The sequence below is a fragment of the Rhizobium sp. Root483D2 genome (assembly GCF_001426685.1).
Lineage (GTDB): Bacteria > Pseudomonadota > Alphaproteobacteria > Rhizobiales > Rhizobiaceae > Pararhizobium > Pararhizobium qamdonense.
Genome location: NZ_LMFB01000035.1, coordinates 1 through 21,185 on the forward strand (window position 1 = coordinate 1; position 21,185 = coordinate 21,185).

At 55.5% G+C, this 21,185-nt stretch carries 10 protein-coding genes; 5 read left to right on the forward strand and 5 right to left on the reverse strand.

Going from position 1 to position 21,185, the window contains the following annotated elements:
* The 3 genes from ASD32_RS29760 to ASD32_RS21785 form a co-directional block, all read right to left on the reverse strand.
* The coding region (locus tag ASD32_RS29760) for a hypothetical protein (RefSeq protein ID WP_156383286.1) at positions 1-685 on the reverse strand (685 nt) is incomplete at its 3' end.
* Positions 686-1,764: 1,079 nt separating this feature from the next.
* Positions 1,765-2,271: a hypothetical protein gene (locus ASD32_RS21780; RefSeq protein WP_060640134.1), complete on the reverse strand. Its 507-nt coding sequence runs from the start codon at positions 2,269-2,271 to the stop codon at positions 1,765-1,767.
* A gap of 9 nt (positions 2,272-2,280) precedes the next feature.
* Positions 2,281-4,068: a hypothetical protein gene (locus ASD32_RS21785; protein WP_060640135.1), complete on the reverse strand. Its 1,788-nt coding sequence runs from the start codon at positions 4,066-4,068 to the stop codon at positions 2,281-2,283.
* A gap of 624 nt (positions 4,069-4,692) precedes the next feature.
* Here ASD32_RS21785 and ASD32_RS21790 point away from each other — a divergent pair.
* The 5 genes from ASD32_RS21790 to ASD32_RS21810 all read left to right on the forward strand — a co-directional run bounded on the left by ASD32_RS21790 (position 4,693) and on the right by ASD32_RS21810 (position 12,519).
* A complete protein-coding gene (locus ASD32_RS21790; RefSeq protein WP_060640136.1) occupies positions 4,693-5,016 on the forward strand; it encodes a hypothetical protein in 324 nt (107 codons plus the stop codon).
* Positions 5,017-5,291: 275 nt separating this feature from the next.
* Positions 5,292-7,661: a DEAD/DEAH box helicase gene (locus ASD32_RS21795; RefSeq protein WP_210171115.1), complete on the forward strand. Its 2,370-nt coding sequence runs from the start codon at positions 5,292-5,294 to the stop codon at positions 7,659-7,661.
* Positions 7,658-8,548 (forward strand): hypothetical protein, encoded by an 891-nt coding sequence (locus ASD32_RS21800; RefSeq protein WP_060640138.1) that lies wholly within the window; start codon positions 7,658-7,660, stop codon positions 8,546-8,548. Before ASD32_RS21795 ends, ASD32_RS21800 begins: the two co-directional genes overlap by 4 nt.
* A gap of 1 nt (position 8,549) precedes the next feature.
* The gene (locus ASD32_RS21805; protein WP_060640139.1) at positions 8,550-11,828 is read left to right on the forward strand and encodes an ATP-binding protein; all 3,279 of its coding nucleotides are present in this window, start codon (positions 8,550-8,552) and stop codon (positions 11,826-11,828) included.
* Positions 11,821-12,519: a hypothetical protein gene (locus ASD32_RS21810; protein ID WP_156383287.1), complete on the forward strand. Its 699-nt coding sequence runs from the start codon at positions 11,821-11,823 to the stop codon at positions 12,517-12,519. The genes ASD32_RS21805 and ASD32_RS21810 overlap by 8 nt, the downstream gene beginning before the upstream one ends.
* 4 nt (positions 12,520-12,523) lie before the next feature.
* Here the strand turns inward: ASD32_RS21810 and ASD32_RS21815 are convergent, their stop codons facing one another.
* Both ASD32_RS21815 and ASD32_RS21825 read right to left on the reverse strand, forming a co-directional pair.
* On the reverse strand, positions 12,524-18,856 hold the full coding sequence (locus tag ASD32_RS21815; RefSeq protein ID WP_082546877.1) for an AAA domain-containing protein: 6,333 nt from the start codon (positions 18,854-18,856) through the stop codon (positions 12,524-12,526).
* The gene (locus tag ASD32_RS21825; protein WP_060640143.1) at positions 18,853-21,159 is read right to left on the reverse strand and encodes a hypothetical protein; all 2,307 of its coding nucleotides are present in this window, start codon (positions 21,157-21,159) and stop codon (positions 18,853-18,855) included. The genes ASD32_RS21815 and ASD32_RS21825 overlap by 4 nt, the downstream gene beginning before the upstream one ends.
* Between the last annotated feature and the right edge of the window lie 26 nt (positions 21,160-21,185).

Consider the following 21,185-nt stretch of genomic DNA (forward strand, 5'->3'; position numbering starts at 1 on the left):
AGGAACCTGGAGGGACAGGAGACGTTGGAACCAGTGGCTTGAATCTTTGCCAGTCGAGAAGGGTGTCGATGGAAAATGGAAGCGGGCCATTTCCCCGATATTCGAAAACAAGCCGGGCTGGGTCCCCCAATCGAACCTTAAGCGGGGGGAGCAATACGGGGTCACCGCCGCTGGCAGAGACGAAGAATGTGGGTTCGAAAACATGCTGTCCCGGCAAGTGGACTGTTATACGTCCGGCATCATCCGGGACGATCCGCGTGAATTGCGCAACTGACCCGTCATCTGCATATTCAACGCGCAGGTTCTCGAGGTCGAACACAAGATCAAGCTGATCATCTGCTCGCAAGACGCGAATGCGCGGATTATCTATCCCCGAGATCCCACTCGCCTTTTGTCCCAGAAAACTCACAAACTGACTGGATGTCTCCAATAGTACAGTATCTTCTGATTGCGTAATAGTTAGAGAAGATCCACCTCCAATAGGAGGAGCGGCGCGAATTCTATTTATAGACGCGCCAGTTTCTGCGAGACTTGATTTCGGGAAGGATAGACTCGACGTCGTCGAAACGGCTAAAGCCGCGCTCGATAGAAGAAATGACCTTCTAGACAAGCGAAATTCATCCTCGACAACACCATGGTATTGCCGCGCTGCAGCGGTTTCCCGGTCCGAAATTTTGGTAGCCATGCTCGTCCCCTAGCAATCAGGCAAATAAACAATAGCAACTCTCCGTTGAATTGTCGACATTCTCAACTCAATACAAAAAAATATTTTCACCGAGAGTTGCATCACCTTTGTGCGCCACTGCTTGAGGCTCTTTTATGCAAGAAAGGTATCGTTTTTACTGAGCCATGTGTCCCCTGTATGCGGGCCGTGACATCGTCCGACGACGGACTTGACTGCTTTGACAAACCGCGGCGGCGCGACGCACGACTCGCAGAGACACCTTTAAATTGAGCAGCAGATGACGAAACGGCAGCGCGTACTCCTTGATCCCAACCTCTGGCGGTACATCCTGGACGCAGGTACCTCGGCAACCTGCCCATCCGCCACTCGCTGTTCCCCTTAACGCCGCACTCGCACCTAAGCTTGGGCAACAGGCAGCTGATGACCGTCTGCTTGCCTTGCTGACGTGACATTTCCCATCGATCAACAGGCTTCATTCGATTACAGCTTAGACAGTGGATCGCGAGTGTATTCCATTCCGGTAGACTACCGAACGTCGATTTCAGATCGTTCAGGACTTCTGGATATGGATCCGGCCCGGTCCCGAGCTTCGGTGGTGACAGTGGCACAGGAGGATCCTGAGCAAGTTCAGATGACATCTGATGTATGCCGATTATGTGAACGATGGACTTTCCGGGCCGTTCGCGTGTTGCAGCTCTAAGTCCAGCGATTGAACAGTAAGCAACTAGAAGATGAGACAGCTTCTATTATGGAACTTCCAGCTTCAGGTCGATCGTCCCATACTTCGACGCGGGACGGATGATTGGTTTCCATGTGCCAACTATGCGCGGACAACCGGGAGGTCGGCAAGCCGGGTCGTGTACCTAGGCGGCCGCATGTTGGTCGTTGCGAGCGCCCTTGATGCCTTCGCTGGCCAGAATGATGGTCTTTTACCCCCACTTATCATTGACGGCATTTAGCGCGGCCGACAGTCTCTCCTATCTCGCTGATGCTTGAGGACCTGAAGTCCGAGATCGTCGCTGCAACGCGCCGGGAGATGTCGCCGTAGAGGGTGTAGTTGCTGCTGAGCAGTGGGCGTCTTAAATCCTGGAATGGGCCTCCGTTACTGCGGGGTCACGGGCAAAGTCCCACTGATTTGCAGGTACACCCCCGCTCCAGAGAGTAGAAACCCTCGCCTGGAAATAGACGTTCTCGAGGTTGTGCGGACCTTTGGGGAAATCAATTTCGAAGGGCCTAGACTCACCTGGCTGCAGGTAAGCGACGTTCAAGTAGGAATCGATCTGGGAACTCCCGGTCTCTTGCGCATGGCTCGCCGTGAAGCCGTCTTGCGGGCCATGGTAATCGGCCGTGCAGAACGCGAGCCGCCATTCGAGGGTCACGAGATCGCTGGCCACGGCCCCTGAATTTGTGATGGTGACAACAGCCCTATCCTTATTCAGATCGACACCAACGGGTCGTCGGTCAACGAATTCCTGTGTTTGGGTCCTACCGTAAGAACTCCCTGTATCGCCAGCAAAGAGTTTGATGTAAACGTGAGCTACCACCTCGTATTCGCCGTCATCACTGATGTCTGTGCCTTCGGTCATTTCTGCCCCCTACACGTAGTAATCGTTTGGCAGCGTTTCCCAGCCTTTGTATCCAGAGCCCCGATCGCCATCCAAGTCGAAGTCAAAGGGAGGTACGGTGCCGTCCAGGAGGGCGATACTGAGGTCCACTGCATTGCCAAAAACGCTCTGCCCTCCATACCGCATCTCTAAACGTCTTGTCTCGTCAGGGGTTGCTGCCTGACCAAAGGCAAACACTGCGTGCTTATCCATCACATTGGCGGGATCTACCATCCAATCCGGCCGTTTTCCGCGAGAGTTTGGATTGAGTGGGATCGTCGCTGCCGGTTCGTGCCTGCTCCCGACTTTTCTGGGTGACACTAGCCAGTAGAATGGGGGTTTCGGGATACTGGTGTTGGATTGCGGATACTGATTTCCCTCGTAATCGCGCGACACAATCATGTCTTTTAGAAATCCGAAGTTTCTGAAGTCCTCGCTGCTGCAATAGCCCCAGCCCGTCAGGCACAGCATCGTGCGAATTGCGCTGACGATGTAGAACAGCGCTAGGTTTACGATGTAAATGATCCATCTAGGTGCAAGTGCGACAAACCTCATCAGCACCGCCCACGGCAGGGTAGCTATCATAAGCAGCAGAGTCAGGCCCTTCCCGAACCAGCTAAACAGCGCTTTCAGAAAATCAATGATATCCGCGTTGCCCCCTGGGATCGGCCCCGGAAGATTGTTCCGAAGAAGATCCATGATCTCCTTGATGACCTCGTTTGGGTTATCGGGAGGAGGCACCGGTCTAGGTACCGACCCATTTGTGGACATCCGCAGGTAGTTTTGCATGAAGCGATAAGCGAACAGGAACTCTCCTTCATCTGGATATCCCGAGCGGAGTAGCCTCGGCACCATGGGAGGCTGGTAGACCCGCCGCATACTTTGCACGACCAATGCAGCGACTTGTTCAGAATCCGATACGTTGAGATGAATCTTCCGGTCGAGGCGCGCATCGAGAATGTCGCCGTGCCCCTGGTTTTCCCAAAGCCATGTGTCCGAGAGTGTCTCCAGCACAAGATGACGATAAGCATGGTTTCGGAAGGGGCCTTCGACCAAGCTATTGATAAAGGGATGACCGCTGACATCGCCCCCAACATGGGTCATATAACCTCTTGCATAGGAAGTTTGGACCGGACCTCTAGCATTAGAGAGAAGATCGGCGGCAAAGGCCCCGGTCTTCCTATAATGAAGGAGATCCATCCACCACCACTCATCATAGTTACCGGTCGGCAAGGGTGATTTCCATGCGCCGTCGTCGGTGTAAGGATGCCCGAACATCCGGAATGGGAAGCCAAAATTGTCAGTTGACGTAATGACCCATCGCTGCGCGGCATGATCCGAATTTTTAATGAAGTCGGCGGGAAGACCTCCGAGCTTCGAAAAGACCGGATTGTTAATGTTTATCGAATTCGCAGACCACGCAATCCCCAGTTTGGCAGCCAAAAAAACTGCTTCCAATGCCGTATTCACCGTGTATTTCAGATCCTTTGTAATTCCCCCGGAAAGCCAGTCGGCGATATCGTCTACCGGTTTCGTGAGCTCCGCCGCAATCCTCTGGAGTTCCTCCTTGATGCGATTTACCGCGTCCAGAACTTCCAACGCTGCTGTCATCCCCTTTCTGAGTGCCGGCTTGTTCGTCGCTGGATCAAACATAAATAGAGTTGTGTCGGGCCCAATCGCGCCGAAACGGTAGGCGTTCTCATGGTGATCGACAAAGAGATCCGGCCGCTTCCGCCGGGCGAGTTCCGCAAAGATGATGTGACTTCCGAATTTCGGCATCGCAATCCTCCGACGAAATAAGTAACGCACGGTTCTAAAATTCTAAGATGGCTACCCGTATTGCCGCACTCGATGCTCGGCAAGTCAGCGTCGTCGCAACGCGAAAACTCGAATATACCGTGCACACTGGATATCCGCAACAATAGATTGTGATGGTGTCCCTGTCCAATTTCGCGCTGACTGGCGAGCTGCGCATCTAAAGATGGTATTAGTCGACACTAGGCAGAGAGCCCAATTACCGCTTTTGGCTGACCCTGTTTATAGCTAATGTACGAGCTCCGTTCATATCGGCCAGTTACTTGCCGAGGCACTGGCGGATCGCAACCTGAGCGCGACGCTGCACACCCTTAAGCTCGTCGCTGTGGGAGTGACCTCGATCAGCTCGCAGCCATCCTCGGGCGGGTCATCCCAGATCTCGACGCGAAGAGGTGTCCTGTTTCCCTGGACCGGACTATGCGCGAACGACTGGTAGATCCGCAAGCCGGGTAGTGTATCGGGGCGAACTCAGACCGGCCTTTGTCGCGAACGACTGCCTGAAGCCCTCGGAAGCGAGGATCAAGGTCTTCCTGCCCCATCGTTCACAGCGTCGAGCGCGGCCGACAGCTTGCCGGACTTGGCCTGCTCATGAGCAAAGAGAGCGACCGGGGCCGCTCCTCCGACACCAGGTCGTCGAGCATCACGCCAGCTTTGGTGTACGCAAATCCGTTTCCTTCCCTATTCCCCTTCCATGCCTTCGCGGCACAGGCGAGCGCGGTCGGCACAAGGGCCGTCGTCGCTTTCGACGGCGGGGACAGCCTCAGGGTCCTCGAGGAGCTGTCGCGCGGGGGTGTTGTTGAAAACATTCGTATGTTATCGAAAGCAGTGTTCAATACCCTCAGTAGCTTCTATAGGGACAAGGAGCTCTTTGACTTTTTTCCATCGATGATATTCACCGAAATTTCTAAATAAGTGACAAGCAATACTCCAGAGAAGATTGCCGCGATGTTGGGCCTTGAAAAATGGGTCCGTCAGTATGACGAAAACGCTAATCGACGAAACGGAATTAACTCAGAAGTAGCATCGACTTCGCTATGCTCTCTCTTATGACGGTTGTAGGTTCGACAGAAACGCAGATTTGGCTCAAGGATGAGATAGCGCGCTTGTCCGTGCGTCTGGCTCAGGCGAGGTCTGCCGCCGACAAATACGCCCTGTTGCGCTCGTTGGTGCGTCTCCAAGGTGGCAGAATGGACCGCGAATGGGTCCATTCACGATTCCCGGACCTAAACCCAGACGCGGCGACTCGGTTCGGCCTTGCAGTAGGATTGACGGCCGTTCGTCTACTCGACGAGCGACATGAGCCGTCCCCGGAAGGGTTTTGGGCTGCGCAAGATTTGGATGTCTCGCTCCGCCGCCAGCGCGAAAATTTGCCTCCCGATGCTATCCTTCTGAGATATACCGGTTATGCGGACTACCGCTCGGAAGGCCAGAAGGCCGCAGTCCACTCCCTCGTCACGATGCCTAAAGGCGCGTCGCTGATGGTCTGCCTGCCGACGGGATCCGGGAAAAGCCTTCTCTTCCAATTAGCTGCAGCTAGAATGCGAGAAGCAAGCCGCGGCTCATCCGTCGTGGTCATAACGCCGACCGTGTCACTGGCATTGGATCATGAGCGGACTTTGTCACGAATGCCTGGACTGGAAGGCAGTCGTGCGCTGGTCGGTGGAATGCATCCGGTCGACCGTGCAAATCTTGTCGACGCATTTCGTCGGGGTGAGATTCCGTTACTCTTTATGTCACCTGAAATCGCGCTTGGATCTGTGAGAGAGTATCTCATTGAAGCAGCGACCAGTCCGGCGGAAAAACTCGAAACTCTGGGGGCCCACATCTCGGCGGTTTTCATCGATGAAGCCCATATTGTCGAGAGTTGGGGCCGATCGTTCCGACCCGACTTCCAGCGTCTGCCCGGTCTCGTTCAAGAACTTCGTTCTCGCAACAGCGATCTTCAATGTGTTCTCCTATCAGCCACTCTACCTCCGTCTGCGAGGGAAGTTCTGCGTTCCTCCTATAAATCCCAGCGGGGATGGGGCGAGGTGGACGCGGCAACCCCTCGACGGGAATTCGATATCGTCGTTCAACGTTATCGGGACGCAGAAGCGCGTCTCAAAGCCGTCGATTTTGTTATTGATCGGGCGCCTCGCCCGTTGATCGTCTACACGACACTCGCTGGTGATGAGGAAGATGATCGTGGACTGCGGGATCTTCGGCTGAGCGCAAGTGAACTCTACGCGCGCCTGAAGAGCCGCGGCTATGACCGCATCGCTCTATTTAGCGGCGAGGTGTCTTCCACTTCAGAACGGAGCCAAATCGTGAGGGATTGGGCAGATGACAAGATCGATGTCATTGTCGCTACTTCTGCCTTCGGGATGGGTGTCGACAAAGCGAACGTAAGATCCGTCGTGCACGCCTGCCTTCCCGACAGTCCCGCTCGTTATTATCAAGAGATCGGGCGCGCAGCCCGAGACGGGCGACAGGGCCTTGCAGTTTGTCTGTTTACGGATGCGGATAGAGACGGGGTCAAGGACGATGTCAGCCATGCCCGCTCCACCGCAACGAGTTCATGGATTACAAAAGAGGTCGCAACACCTCGATGGGACGCGATGCTTCAAGCAAGTTCGAATAGTCGTTGGATCGGCGACCGGCGTGCCCTGACCATAGACCTCGACGCGATGCGACAGGGGATCACCTTGTCGACCGATTTCAATCGTCGTTGGAACATGAGCATTCTCAACTTGCTTCAACGCGCAAGAATGCTCGATGTCGTTTCATGTTCACACGAGCCCAATCAGTTCAAATGGGATATCGAGATCCGCGAACCGAGCCTTCTCGCATCCGGCGTTGACGAGGTATGGGATCGCGTATTTTCCCTTCGGGACAATGAGCAGGCAGTTGCTCGGACCGAGGTGCGGCACTTCATCGATATCGTGAGGCGGCCCCAAGACGTCTGCGTGTTGCGGGCTGTTTTCGAGCTCCTGCAAGAAAGGTATACGGACGAAATTTCGTCCTGCGGGCGATGCCCCGGGTGCCGGGCAAGAGGCGAGATTTTTGAAGCCGAACCACTTCACCGGTACAGCGCAGACATCTGGCCCGCAGGACCTCTTGCAATGCCATTGAAACTTCCTCCAGGACTGACGCTCATCATTCCCGAGGACACGACCTTCAGTAGAGATCTCGTGCCGCTTATCGCTAGACTGTCGTCATCGGGAGTAGAACAGGTTGTCGTTCCAGACGATATAGCGCTGGATTGTGCTGTTGGCCTCAAAATGTCCGGAGCGCGCCTTGGTTTGGTAGTCAATCATAGCAGTATCGCCGCCAACGAAGCTGGGCTTGCTCGGATACCGACGGCAGTTCTGCTCAGATCAAGAGACGATGCGTCGATCCGAGTTCTCGAGGCCATAACGAGGTGGAAAGACCTCGCGGCATTGCCGGAACCGCTCCTCATAGTTACGAGCCCCAGCATCGAACTTAATGGTCGGCGGCTAGACCAAACACTCTCCATCCGAGCCCCCTATTTCGAAGATTCGCTTGGACATTTTTCGATATTGGATCCCGTAGCATGAGCATGTTGTCGTCAACGCAAGGAACTTCGGAGCGGGTTTGGTCACTCATTGCGCTTCTTCGAGAGCATGATGGAAAGATCAGCCGTGCAGAGGCTGCGGCCTGGCTAAACCCTGAATTCTTAAAGGATGGCCAGACGGTTGGCGAAAAGTCCGGAACATTCGGACAGATTCAAGGCGCTGCGACCAGCATGGGAGCCGCTTCGTTGGTAGGGCAGGAGTTGCAACTTAATCCGGCTTGTGAGGCCGAGACCTATGATCAATTTGCAGATTGGCTATATCGTCAACTGATCGAGTTGACACCCCAAGAAAAGGACGCGCTTTTCTTGGAGCTTTTTGCATGGATGATGTGCGAATCCGCCAAACGTCAGACCTCCGGTTGGCTGATAGGGATGACAAATTCGGAGTTTGCAGACAGGGCGGAAGCTGCCCTCCCTTCTGGGGCCATTGACGACGTTGAAAGTCGTATGAACCAAACGAAAGTGCCCTTCGTCCGCAGATGGCTCGTCTTTTTGGGTCTAATGGAGGAAATAAACGCAAACCCTCCGTCCGAAATCGACATGTCACGACGTTTGAGGCGCGAAATAAAGCGACTTGGCCTCGATCGAGAGGTTCCGATTGAGGCGGAGGAATTCCTTCGGATAGTACGACAGAAAATGCCTTTCATCGATGGCGGCCGAATGTACTTGGATGCGGCGCGGCGCATTAACTTCACACCGGATCCACGCCAGCTGTCCCCTGTTCTGTCCGAAGCTCTGCGCGACCTACACGATGATGGGACGCTGGAACTCAACGTGCTCGGAGATCTGTCATCCAATCTTCGCCTTCACCCGAATGCCACCCACAAGGTCAGTGCGTTTTATGCCGTAACAGTTAAGGGAGGTGCATAACATGAGCGCTACCATGACTGCATGCTGGCGGGCCGAAGACGCGACTGCCATCATCAGCAATGAGGCCTTGGAAGGCCACGAAGGAATATTTCTCGCTACCCACTCCCCCATTGCCGATTTCGAGGTTTCGGGCAGTCATGGGGGTGAAATTGAGGGTCGCGACGAAACAGCGCTTTTGGATGTCCTTGCTGATGGCACTCGTCGCCACGCGTTTTGCGTTGTGCAGGGAGAACCTGGTTCGGGCAAATCGCACCTGATCCGCTGGCTGTCGATCAAGTGGCCGAGGAATGACGACGTAAAGCTGTTGTTGCAGCGTGCTGACGGAAGCCTCGAAGGCGCTCTTCGGCAAATGCGCGAGCGCCTTCCGCTGGAATTCCAAGATTTGTTCGACAACATGGGTAGGCGTCATCGGGCCACTGACCGCGGCCGAGCCAACTTGCTCTTAAGCAATCTGGCAAACGGCCTTCATCCTGACCATTTTGATCCTCCCCTTGAGGATGTTGAATGGTGCCGTACGTTTTTGCCTGGTGAACTCATAGATCTGCCGGTCATCAAACGTCATTGGCAGGGCCCATCGCGCATCCTGGGTTTGATGGAGGGAAAGGGCGATGGAGAGGGGGCGGAGCGCAACTCTCAGTCAGCGAGTTTCAATGTCTTCGACATCGAGGAATTGGCAGGCCACTGCGGCGCGGTGTTCAATAGTGGTGTCAAAGGACCAACAGAGCGTTTGGCCCGGAGACTCATAGAGGAAGCGGGACATATCGCCGAGCTTAGAGAATCGCGGTGGACCGCGGATGAAATCGCGGCCGAACAGGGCGAAAAGATACCAACCACCGTAAAGCTTGTCGCAGCTCTAAACCGACGTCGCAATGACGCGGTCCAGAATCTGCTTGGTGTTTCAGCCGAGGGGTTGAAAACGCTGTTTCGCCAAATCCGCGTAGCGCTCGCCGAGCGAGGCCAGCGACTCGTCCTTTTGCTTGAGGATATTACGAGTTGGGAAGGCATTGACGACAGCCTTATTGATGTTCTCGTCACAAATGCCGAGACAAGAGGAGCTGACGGCACCTCCGATATGTGTCCACTCATATCCGTTGTCGGCGTCACACCGGGCTATTACAAAAAGCTTCACGGCAACTATCGCGCTCGCATCACGCACGAAATCAATCTTGGCGCTGCGCAACAGGACGGCGAACTGCAGGACGTCGCAACCTTAAGAAATGGCGGCAATCGAGTTCGGTTCGTGTCGCGCTATCTGTCGGCGGTTAGGGCTGGCCCCGACTCGCTCGACCAGTGGCGAGACGAACTCCGCCAAGACAGAAATGCCGCGCCTCCAAACCGATGCGATCATTGTCAAGTCAAAGAACGGTGTCATGCCACCTTTGGCGACGATTCAGGGATCGGTCTGTTTCCGTTCACCGAAACTGCACTCGATCACTTTTTTGAGGCGTTAAACGATAATGATAATGGCATGACCTGGAAAACGCCACGCGGTGTTTTGCAAGCTGTCTTAAGCCCAAATCTTCTTCAGGTTCGAGCCATCAACGATGGGCAATTTCCAACCGTTCTGACGGAAAATGCCGCTTTGGTGGCAGAAAGCCGCAATCTGGGCCGCCGAGCGACCATCGTTTTAACGAATCGACTTTCAGAGCACCCGGCCGAATTTGCGAGAACGCGCCGGATTATCTCGTATTGGGGAGACAAGGAACGCGCCGATACAGTCGCAGATGGGTCAGGTGAGTTGCATTTTGCCGGCGTACCAAAATCGCTTTTTGATGCGTTGGGATTGCCATGGGTCGGGGATGAAGAGGGGCCAGCGTCGACGCAGCCGGTTGGTCCGGCACGGCCTGTCGTCAACCCTCTTGCCACCTCGCAAGAGCATATCAGCGAGGCGGCGGCACAAGTTCGATCAACCACGACACGCGCAATTCTCACACAGAAGGCTCCGACCCAAACACGTATTCCACAGCCACCTTCAGCAAAGCGGTTGATCGGCAAGTCCGACCTTCAGTCGCGCCTCGACGAGATTCGGATCTGGGAAAGCACCGGCGAGGCTCAGAATCCGAGTGTCTACAATATGGCAGTGTTCGAAATTCTGTCAGAGATCGATCCCCGCCGTGTCGGCCTCGATCCCTACTCGAAAAGGCGGATACTGACGGAGCAGCAGGTGAAGATCGAAGGAACTGGCCATTCGCAGCGAAGCTATCTCACGGTTCCGCGCGCAGAATGGCTTTGGCGCGGGCTCGAAGCAGTAGTCAGCCTTCAACTCGATACTACCATGTCGGTCAACGATGTCGTTTTTCATCGGCATTCCCTTGCGGTTCTTACGACAAGACTGGAAAGTCTCCTTTCGGAGTTTGCAGATCGCCGCCTCGGGATGGTTGAAGGTTCCCTATGGAGTCCAGTCCCCTTGATCACGCAAATCCTGGTCGCACGCGCGTGGTTTCGGGGAACGGTGAACCCGAACGCTCCACATTACGCACAATTGCAAGGCATCCTGTCGGACGAGCCACCGAATGAAAGCGACCCTGCAACGCGCTGTGCGCCGTGGCAGGAGTTTCTCAACAGGACGAGAGCCCATCACTCGACCCTGCGCGACGCTCTTCGCGCGATGATCTCGATGCCGCAAGGCGCTTCGTCAAGCTTCGGGCTTGCAGACGTCTCAAAGGTGGCTGGAGCGATCAAACGCTTGCGCCAGACACAAAGGTTCGACGAACCGCCGTCGGAATCTGGAGAAACCGGTGTTTCAGAATTCGATGCAATCAAAGATATAGCTTTTCATTTCAAGCACAGCATCGGCCACATCGCCCGGTTCGAACGTCAGCAGCTTGAGTCGCGTGCCACGAGCCTTCAGGAACTCCTTCGGGGGCGGACTGTCGAGGCTCACCTGGCAAGAATAGACGCCGCGATTACGTCTGTTACCGGTCTATTGCCCCGAGCAAATCCAGAGAGTGTATCCGCCTGGAAAGGAGAGCTTTCTAAAGCAAAGGTGCGGATTGAAGAGAAAGCGGGCCAAACCGTGGAGGACTTCATGCTCTTGGTCGCCGAGCACCGCGACGCGGGAGCCGGATTGCGCCTCGAAGAGCTTACGCTTGCCCCGTCCAGGGACTTGGGGATCTTCCTGGATGCGGCCAAGATGGGCGAACAGGCAACGAGCCAACTGCTTGGGCACGTCAAGGATTGTATCAGCGACGGCCGGGGCTCATTTTCCCTCGCCCAAGTCCACGAGGCCGGCCGTGCCGTTTCCCAAATTCTGAGCGATCATGGTGCGCGAAATGGCTGACGCACTCGAGGAACTGGAACAACTTCTTCCTGAATTGCCTCAGGCTCTTGAGCGCCGGACGCTAGGTGAAAGCCTGTCACGTGTCGCATCTTCGTTGAACGAAATTCGGTCTGCATCTCGTCGTTTGTCCGAGGTTTTGGACGCTGCTGACCGAATAGGTCTGGGCGATGTTCCTGAAGTAGTCGAAAAGATGGATGACATGAGCGATGCCGCCCTACACATGGCATCATTGCTCATGAACGCGGATGATGCCGCTTCTCTGCATCAGATCGAACGCGACCTCCCGCAGTTTAAGTCCACGATCGCCGGTGCCTTTTCCGCGATGAGACAACGATGGCGAAACGAGGTGGCGGCGGGTTACCGGCCATTTCTTTCTCTCGGGCAACTGCTATCTAAGATTGACCATGCCAGCAGCCTCGGTGCTCGAATGGTTGAACTCGGACAGGACGCCAACGCGAGTCTGACGATAGCGCAGACCGATCAATTCAGAGATGCGGTCATTAAACTTATCGACACACGCGCGCTCCTCGAATCGGAGAAAACCTCTTTCACTGCCGATGAGCAAGTCGATAGCTTCCTGTCTGACCTCGCCCAAAACCAGGCGCGGCTTAGATCCGTAACAACGGACGTTTTTCGTTGGCTTGCAGAACACGATGCGCTTGACCTCTTCGAGGTGCGCCCGATCGGCTGAATTCTCAGGCTTCTGTGCAAAGAAAGCGCTGCAACATCGTTCTGCTGGTCGAGGACTCGACCATGTTGTCACCCATCATATCGCTCGGCTGATGAACGCAGGCACGGCAGCCATCGAAGCACAACGTCCCGTTCAACCTTACGACTTGGTCCGTCAATCGCCCCTCCGGACTAAGCGCCTCCTCCAAAACCGCATCCTCCAGACCCTCATAGCAGACCAGGAGCCTTCCCAAATCCCCGTCGGGCTCTTGCTTAGCTTTCTTGACAGCGGCGCTAGCCAACTCCCATACCGTTGGGCGCCTTTGCGATTGGTTAATGAAACGGGCCTCGATCTGCTGAACTGCGTCGGAGAGATCGTAGAGCGAGAAGCGCTCGGACCCAATGGTCTCCACTCCGAACAGCACTCTGAGAATTAAACTCGGAACAGGCGTGTCGCCGAGTTCCAATGCTGTCGAAATCCCTGCCAGAGAATTCGGGTCGTTCGGATCGAGTTCGCGCCACGTCGGATGGTGCCGACGATTGTCGAGGAAGCGTTGAAACGCTCCGTCTTCTTCGGCGTTTGGGCATCGGCCGAAACCGTTCACCCACTCTCGCTGAAATTCAGGGAAATTGGCTACAAAGCTTCGCGCTGTACCGTCACCGAATGCACCTGCCTCGCAGACCGTGATTTCCAGGTCTTGTACCTCCTTGAATTGTATGGGCATGCGTGCGTGGGCGATAACACGGCGTTCATCACCGCCGCCGAATTGCGAGAAGGCAGCTTTGACGCGACTGGTCAAACTGTGGATCAGTATGCTCTTGAGATAACGACGAAACGCGGCCGGGTCTGAGACGGAAGATAACGCCTCCTGGAAAATCTTCTGAAAACGTTGATCAGAAAGCGATGTTGCGACCGCATTGACTCGTTGCACTGAAAGAAGAGGATGCTGAGAAAGCAGCGTTGCTCGTGTCTCTTCAAAGAGTTCACGCAGCGCTTTATCCCCCCAAAAAGTCCGTAGTCGCGCGACTTTGCGGCGGAGGTCCGGGTCAGCGGCGGCGCTGACCATTATTTCCGCCCCGCGCATTGCCTCGTAACTATTAACGCCGGCAAAGGTCGCCTTGCTCTCAATCAGGAAGCGCAGCATCTGCCCCGAGCGCCAGCGCTTGAGCTTTTCATCTTGGTCGAGAGCGGTCAGTTCGGCATTAACAGCTCTATCAACCGCGGCCGCTTTCAATCGCAGGCTTACACCCTCGGTTTGAACATGATAGCCATGCAGCATCGGTCGCTGGTCGCCAGGTGCCGTAAAGGTTTGCGTGAAAGTTACAGGGTCAAGCCGTAGATCCTCGACCTTGGTCTCGGCATCGGCACCCCAGTAGACCTTTGCAAGCGCGAGGCCGGTTCGCTGCCCGCCAACGCCGTCACCCTGGAAAAACTGGACTTGGTCAATCCAGGGAGCGAGGGGGCCAGTGTCAATTGATGTTGCGAAGGAGTCTTGTTTTTTAATGATCGGGAAACCCCGCAAACTGCTGCGTGAGTCGTGCCTGACACGCTTCCCCTTATCCGTTCCCGCCGGCGAGATCCGAGCGACCGCGCCATCTATGCTCCAGTCAGATTGCCAGGTCGCCCCGAACATTTGCCCGAGGCGGGCGGCCGTGACGCGTCCAGGTCGGAAATAGTCAGGAGCCAAATCCTTAAGCAGGCCGTTCGCGTCGTCGGGAAGCCGAGCCAGCCACTCGTTGGCATTTTCTCCGAAAGGTTTCGAGAGATAGCCAACTTCATAGTCGGCCGGTGAGAACCAGGGCCCGTTGCCATTTACGGGAGGGATCCAAACAACGTCTGTGCCGTCATAACGTCTTGACGCATTGCCCGGCGCCAATGTTGTAAGGCCGATCGTGACATCTTCAGGCCGATCGTCCTTTCCGACAACACCGACAACGATACGAGGCAGATTAATGGTATCGAACAATAGGTCTGGGATCCATTCGCAGCGTGTACGTAGATCCCTTGCCTCGTTCCGGTGACGATCCTTGATTTTTCCAATAGCTGCATCCCATAGCGTCGAAAGGGATCCCTGTTCGAATTCGCGCCAAGCGTGTTCGCCGAAGATTGCTTCGACAAATTTGCTTGCGCTTTCCATGGCCTCGGGTGGCGGGTTCCAGTAGTCGATCGCGATGCCTTGCTGACGCTGATATCTCGACAAGGCGTCCAGCGTTGCCGCCAATACATGTCCCCTGCGTACGAAGAAGTTCCCGGGGTTCATCGGCGTTTCAAACCCGATAGGCTCAATCATTTCTCGCGGTTTTCGAAACCACCAGGTGTCCCGATTGGAGTATATCGAGAGCGTTACGGCCGTAATGGGGCGATCGTCAGCGCCACGCCCACCACGCCCCTTGCGCTGGACAAAACTTGCCAAATTTGCGGGAGAATAGTGCTGGTAAACCATCGTTATATCGGGATCGTCATATCCCACTTCCAAGGACGAGGTGGTAAACACGATGTCAGAGGAACGGATGAGCGTCTCAATCCGGCCAGTCGAGCCGGAGAATACGGGTTGGTTGGCGACCGAGAGCGGACTGCCGGGCACTTTCCTGCCATCAACCGAGGTCTGTGCTTGGTCATTCGCCGCAAAATACCAACACTCGCCATTTCGGAAGGCATCACAGCCATCGGGTTCGCCACAGCATGCAGTCCGTTCGTTACCGGTCACCGGATCGTCTGGAAATTCCGCAATACGAAGCTTCGCAAGCGCATGGTTCTCCGCATCTTGATACGCAGCATGCAACCTTCGAACCTTGTCGATGGAGTCGAGGAAAACGAGGCTCCGAAAGCCTCCGGCTTTCCCTGTCCTGCGGCGCATCCCATGAGAAAGGCACATGATGGATTGAATTGACGTGGATGCTCCCGCGATATCCTTGCCTCTAGATTCTACCTCAGGCTGAACGAAATAGAAGTACTCTCGCCCCTTCGGATTGCGCTCTTTTTCGTTCGCAAGCGGTGTCAGCAAATCAGCTTTTTGGGGTGAACCGATCAACTTCGCCCACGCCGCACCCGGATCCCCGAGCGTGGCACTCATGCCGATCATCAGCATTGGGTCAGAAGGGCGGTTCACCCTGATGCGAGCGGCAAGACGTTTGAAGGTGTAGCCGACTTGGGCGCCGTGGATATGCGAATAAAGGTGAATTTCGTCAGCGATAAGTACCTTTGGAGGCAGCCAGTCTGGGTCGTCGCCAAAGATGCGGCCGTAACCAGGATCATGCATCCATTGATGGAGCGAATCCGTCGTTGGGAGAAAGAATGCCGGAGGTGTGCGCTGCAGTTTCTCCTTGGATCCAATCCACCCGTCGAACGACCAGTTGCAGGACGTGCAAAAAATGCGATCTGCATCCAACTTGCCGCCATTTGCCTTGAGCGTCAAATCCGACGAGCATTGCGGACAATTGAAGAGAGGGAAGCTGAATTCTTGGCCGCCGAGATCATTCCAACCAGCACTCACGTCATAGTCGCGAAGGTTCGTGAACGATCGAGGAACTTGAGCGATCTGAACCCCAAGCGTCAGCGACGGCATGTGGCCTTGGTCATTGAACTTGGAGAGATAGCTTGCGATCCGCTGCGCTTGATTGGTCGCCAAACGGACCCGCGGATAAGCAAGGATCGCGCGTACACCGCGCTTGCCCGACAAATAATCTGCGGCGGCGCCAGCGATTAGCGGCAGTATTGCAGCCTCGGTCTTGCCCGAACCAGTATCTGCAGCGATTGCCACGGTTCTTGGGTGGCCCGTGCTCCACACCCGCGAAATCTCTTCAAGGCTTCGAGCCTGGAAACCCGCAACTTGGGGATCTGAACCCCACAGGTTCTCCAGCATGGCGAACAGCGCCTCAAGGCAGTTCGCGTGGGACGCAGCTAGATCGCTCTTGAATGCGTCGATCGTTTTTCTGAGCGAGACGTTGCGATTGGGCTTGTCGCGATCGCGGAGTTCCACTTTAAGGCTGCGGACGAGGAAGGGCCGCTCGTCGGCGTCATCGTTATCAAAACGCTGCTTGACGTAACGTATTTCACGGGCGAGTTCGGCCATGCGGGATCGGATTCTGCCTTCACCGGCCATCATCACCCAGCCATTGGCAGCCAGTTTGGGCAAGGCGGCCGCAACATCCAATCGAGCACGACCAAGGCTGTCGGCAAGTCCGACAGCAGAAGTCCATCCCTCGAACACGCCGAAGTTGATCCGTTTGGCTTCGATGTCTTCCAGAGCGTTGAGCAACTCGAAGTCGCTGTCGTTTAACTCTGGCGGTTCTTCCAATGGCATGGAATTTTGATCTGACGTCTTGTCGATCCATTCGAGCAGGCGCGTCGTGCCGGTAATGCGCCAGGCAATAAGACCTTCCTCCTGGAGTACGTCGATCTGAGGCCGTAAGCGGTCGGTTCCCTCAGCGTCCATCCAGGCGTAAGGCTTTCGGACATTGTCATAGAAGGCTAGCGACCGGCCGGCCGTATTGCGAGCGATAACGTCCTTCAGCGTTCGCCGTACGGTATCGACCTCAATATCAAACACCCTTCGACGTTTTTCGAACGGTTTGGCACGCCAAAAGTGACCATAGGATCCGGGTCGATGCTCAAGGCCGAGATATCCCAGCGCATGAAGTTTTGCGAGGCCCGGAAGGACATCGTCCTTTCGTGCAAGAGCCCGCTGTATCTTCCCAATCGTCGCACTACCATGCGGATCCACAAGCGAAACCTGCTGAACGGCCTGATACAGAAGTTCGAGGCCTCGCGGGAGAGTGTATTCATCTGAAGGCTGATTGTCTTCAGCAGGCTCGAACGGCTCAATCGCGTGACTATCTTCAAAACCGAATGATCGGATCTCGATCGGGACCCTGGCGCCGAGACCGTCCGCGATCATCGCGGTCCCACGGACCGGCGCGCTCATGGCAAACTCTCGAAGTAATTCCGCCTTATCCATCTGTTCCTGATCCGCAGGAACGGAATCAAGCAGGCGTCGACCGATGAGAACAATGAGCTTCTTGCGTGCCCGCGTGATAGCAACGTTTAGGCGCTCGGGAGCAAAAATGAAATCAGCTTCGGCGACGGCAAACTCTGGGTCTGTTACACAATAGGACAGGAAAATCGCGTCCCGCTCTTTTCCCTGGATACGGTCTACGGTCTCGACGAAGGCATCAGCGCGCAAGGCCGTGGGCAATCCATTTCGGAGTGCATTGTTTTGCGCGCGATGCGGACTGACGATCGCCAGTCGATCAGACCAGAAGTCTGCGGCTAAGCGGCCAGTTTGGCTTTCCGGCGCGACACGCTCGGCGAATTTCTCCGTCAGTCGTGAGATCACGCTAACTTCGAACGGGTTGCTGGTCGCCGCAGTAGGACCTTCGTGCAAGATGACGACAACCGGGTGGTCAGGGTCGAGAGCGGCGACCTCCCAGTCCTCCAAACACTCCCGCCAACTCGCCTGGTATTCAATACGAGAATCCGGGACCGCTGACTGATAAGAGCCGGGGTAGAACTTGCTTTCCGGGAAAGAGGCAAGGGGGCCATTGAGACGGAATGTCTCGTCAAGTGCGAACTCGGGCACCGCAGCGGATTTCAAGAAACCGTAAAGCGAGCCCCCGAGCTCGCGTTTCCCCATCTTGATTTCCCTTCCGGACCGGATGGGGGGTAGCTGCCGGTCGTCCCCAGCCACGATAAGGCGGCCACCGACACGAAGTCCTGCCGTTGCCATAAGCCCATGAGACAATACCATCTGGGAAGCTTCGTCGATGCAGACGAGATCGAACAAATCGGAGGTGAAGCCATCTCCGCCTCTCGAAGCAGCGAGAAGCCGGTTGACTGTCCAAACGGACGCGCCAAGCACAAAAGCATCATCGCTGAGATCGCCAAGGGCTGCGCCGACAGTATCGTTGCTGATAACTTTCCGGTGTTCGACATCATTTCGAAGGCCGGCGGCGGGTCCGTTTCCGAAAAAGCGAACGTCAACGGTTCCGGGGCAATGTTCGGCGGCGCTTTTGGCAACGGCGTCGACGACATTCCCGATGGCGTTTCGCGTGAAGGCGGTCACCAGGACCCTGGCCCGAAGTCCGGCGGCTCTTCTCGCGTGGATATAGCCCAGTATCAGCCAGTTCAGGAGGTGCGTTTTTCCCGTTCCCGGCGGACCTAGAATGAGGCCCGTCCTGATCGAAGCAAGCCCCTCCCACGCGGCTGTTTGCGCCGGACGTAACGGGTAATGACCGTCTTTTGACAGGTTTGGTATGGCGAAATGCGTCAAACCGGAAAGCCAGACATCGGCGTCATCGGCATCCCGTGCGAACGTCGCAGGATCGCGCAGGAATGAAAGCGTTTGGCTCCGGATGTTCACACTGAATCTCCTGCGGCGAGGTAGCTGAGAAAGCGAGCGGCCTTATCGGTGTTGACGTCAAAGAACGCCTTATCGACGAACCAGTTGTTGCGGCCGTTCTTCTGGATGACACCCTGGAATAGCGGGCCATCGAATACAGCGCGGTCCATTTCCAAATGCAAAATGCCGGGTAGCGGCGCCACTCCATTCGGCGGTGGCCTGATGCGGCAGGCAAAAGCGGGCCATAGTGCGGGATTCAGACGGTTATCAGGATCGTCGTCGGTGAGGATCAGGCCAAATTCACCGGCATTGAGCTCGGCGCTTTGGCTCTCGATCGGCACGTCAAACTGCATAAAGACCCTACCGCCACGTTTCTGCGAATCTCGGAAAAACAGGTTCGCAAATGACTTTCCAGAATCTCGGCGCCGCTCGGCCGGCTTTGCCAAGCTGATTAAAGCGTCCAGCATCCCTGCGCGATTTTCAAGCAGTTCGCAGGCGAGAAGGACGTCCAGGTCGACGGCATTCAATGGATCGAACGTAGCCTGGAACCGGAAAGGCCTCTTTGACAAGCGCAAGAGAGCTTTTCCATTTGATACTGCCTGGCGGTTTTGTAGTAAAATCCACTCAGTCAACGCCTGCACTGCAGACAACCGTTCGGCAACGTCTCTGCCCACTTCTTCGAACGAGGTCCTTAACTCACCATTCTCCCGCAAATCGCGGATGACGTCGATTGACAGAAGTGAGGAGAAAGGCCGTTCAAACACCTGAGAAGGATGATAGGCGCGTGGATCTCCGATCCCAAAAACAGCTTGGGAAACCTGCCGAAGGTCATAAGCAACGCTGACCGGGAGCGCCCAGAGTTGCTCGAGGACGGTTCGAAGCGCCGTTGCCGGAAGATGATGTACGCCTCGAAACTCCGGCTCCGGGACAAGGTCGTCTGGTGGAAAAAGCCTGACTAGATGAAGAAGGCCCGTTCTGATCCGATCGTCGTCCAAGTGACGACCGATCGCGACTTGCAAATTGATTACTTCAGAGGGTTCATAAAACAATATATGCGCGTAGACCGCTTGTCCGTCGTCTCCCTCTATGGATGCGTTATGTGCGTCAATTGCTGTGAGATCACTGATCAGAGCGGTAAGCACGTCAATGATCGCCGCGATTTCGTCAGAAGAGTCGCCGGAGCGAACAACCTTGATGAGGTCGGATTTTATGACGCCGTTGTCGATGCGGCGATAGCCAAGAGCGGCAATCCGATCATCGACGGGATCGTGATCAACTGAAATTAACAGGGCAGCGTCGATCCGAGGGGGCATGAGGTAGGTGTTTTGTTCCTCGGTTCGAAGGATTGCTCCTTGGGAAAGAGCCGCGGCTCGGTTGACGAGTAATCCGGCCCGTCTCGAAAGGGACCAACTGATGCCGGGAGCTTGGGCAAGGCCCTTTGCCGTCGCGAGTTGTCCAACCGACGTTAACCCGAGCCGCTGCAGCGATCGTTTTGCCTCATGGGTCAAACCCGCGACCGCTGATACGTCTCGAGAATAGGCAGGGTTCTTCTCGTCGATCGCCGAACGACAGTGTTCCAGAAAGTTGCATTGTTCGCATTTGAAATAGACATGAAACTGTGTTTGGTCGAAGCCCGCTCCGACCTGTCTAGAGGCGATCTCAGGCAAGTGCTTTGCACAGAACTCATCGACGAGGCGTACATAGGGGTCGAGTGCAAACTCTTCCACGTTCCATTGATCTGAATTCGCGGAGCCTTCGTCCCTGATGCGCCAGATCTCGCCCGTCGTGCCGACAGAGGTGTCCGAAATCTTCATCTCGTCGAGAAGAGAGTTCAAAACTCTTGCATAGAAAGCGACTTGGGTCTTGTGGAAGGCCGTAGCGCGACGGGTTGCCTTGACGTCAATGATCGTCAGTTCAAAGTGGTCTGGTTTTTCCTTGGAAGGCGAACGTCGCACCAGATCCGCGAGATTCCTGTTAAGATAAAGGCCCGTGCCGTCCAGAAAGTGAACCGGTCCATTCGGCCTCAGGTTCATTTGAGCGGCATAGATCTCTGGACGCTTGCCGCGGAGGAACGCACCGGTCAGCGCTTCACTCAGGGCATTGTCTCCGGCCGCAGGACGCAAGACCTTTGTTTCGCGTGCAAGGCGCCTCACAACGCGATCTTCATATTGGTTTCCCAAGATCGCCCAACGTTGTTCTCGGACATCACGGACGATCGGGACCGCCGCTAATTCGATATCGGACGAAAGCTCGTATCTGACCTTGCGCTCACACCGATATTGGAACCACGACTTTATCGTCGAGGCGCTAAAACCTTTCGCCATGCTCAACCCGTGCTTGTGATTCGAAC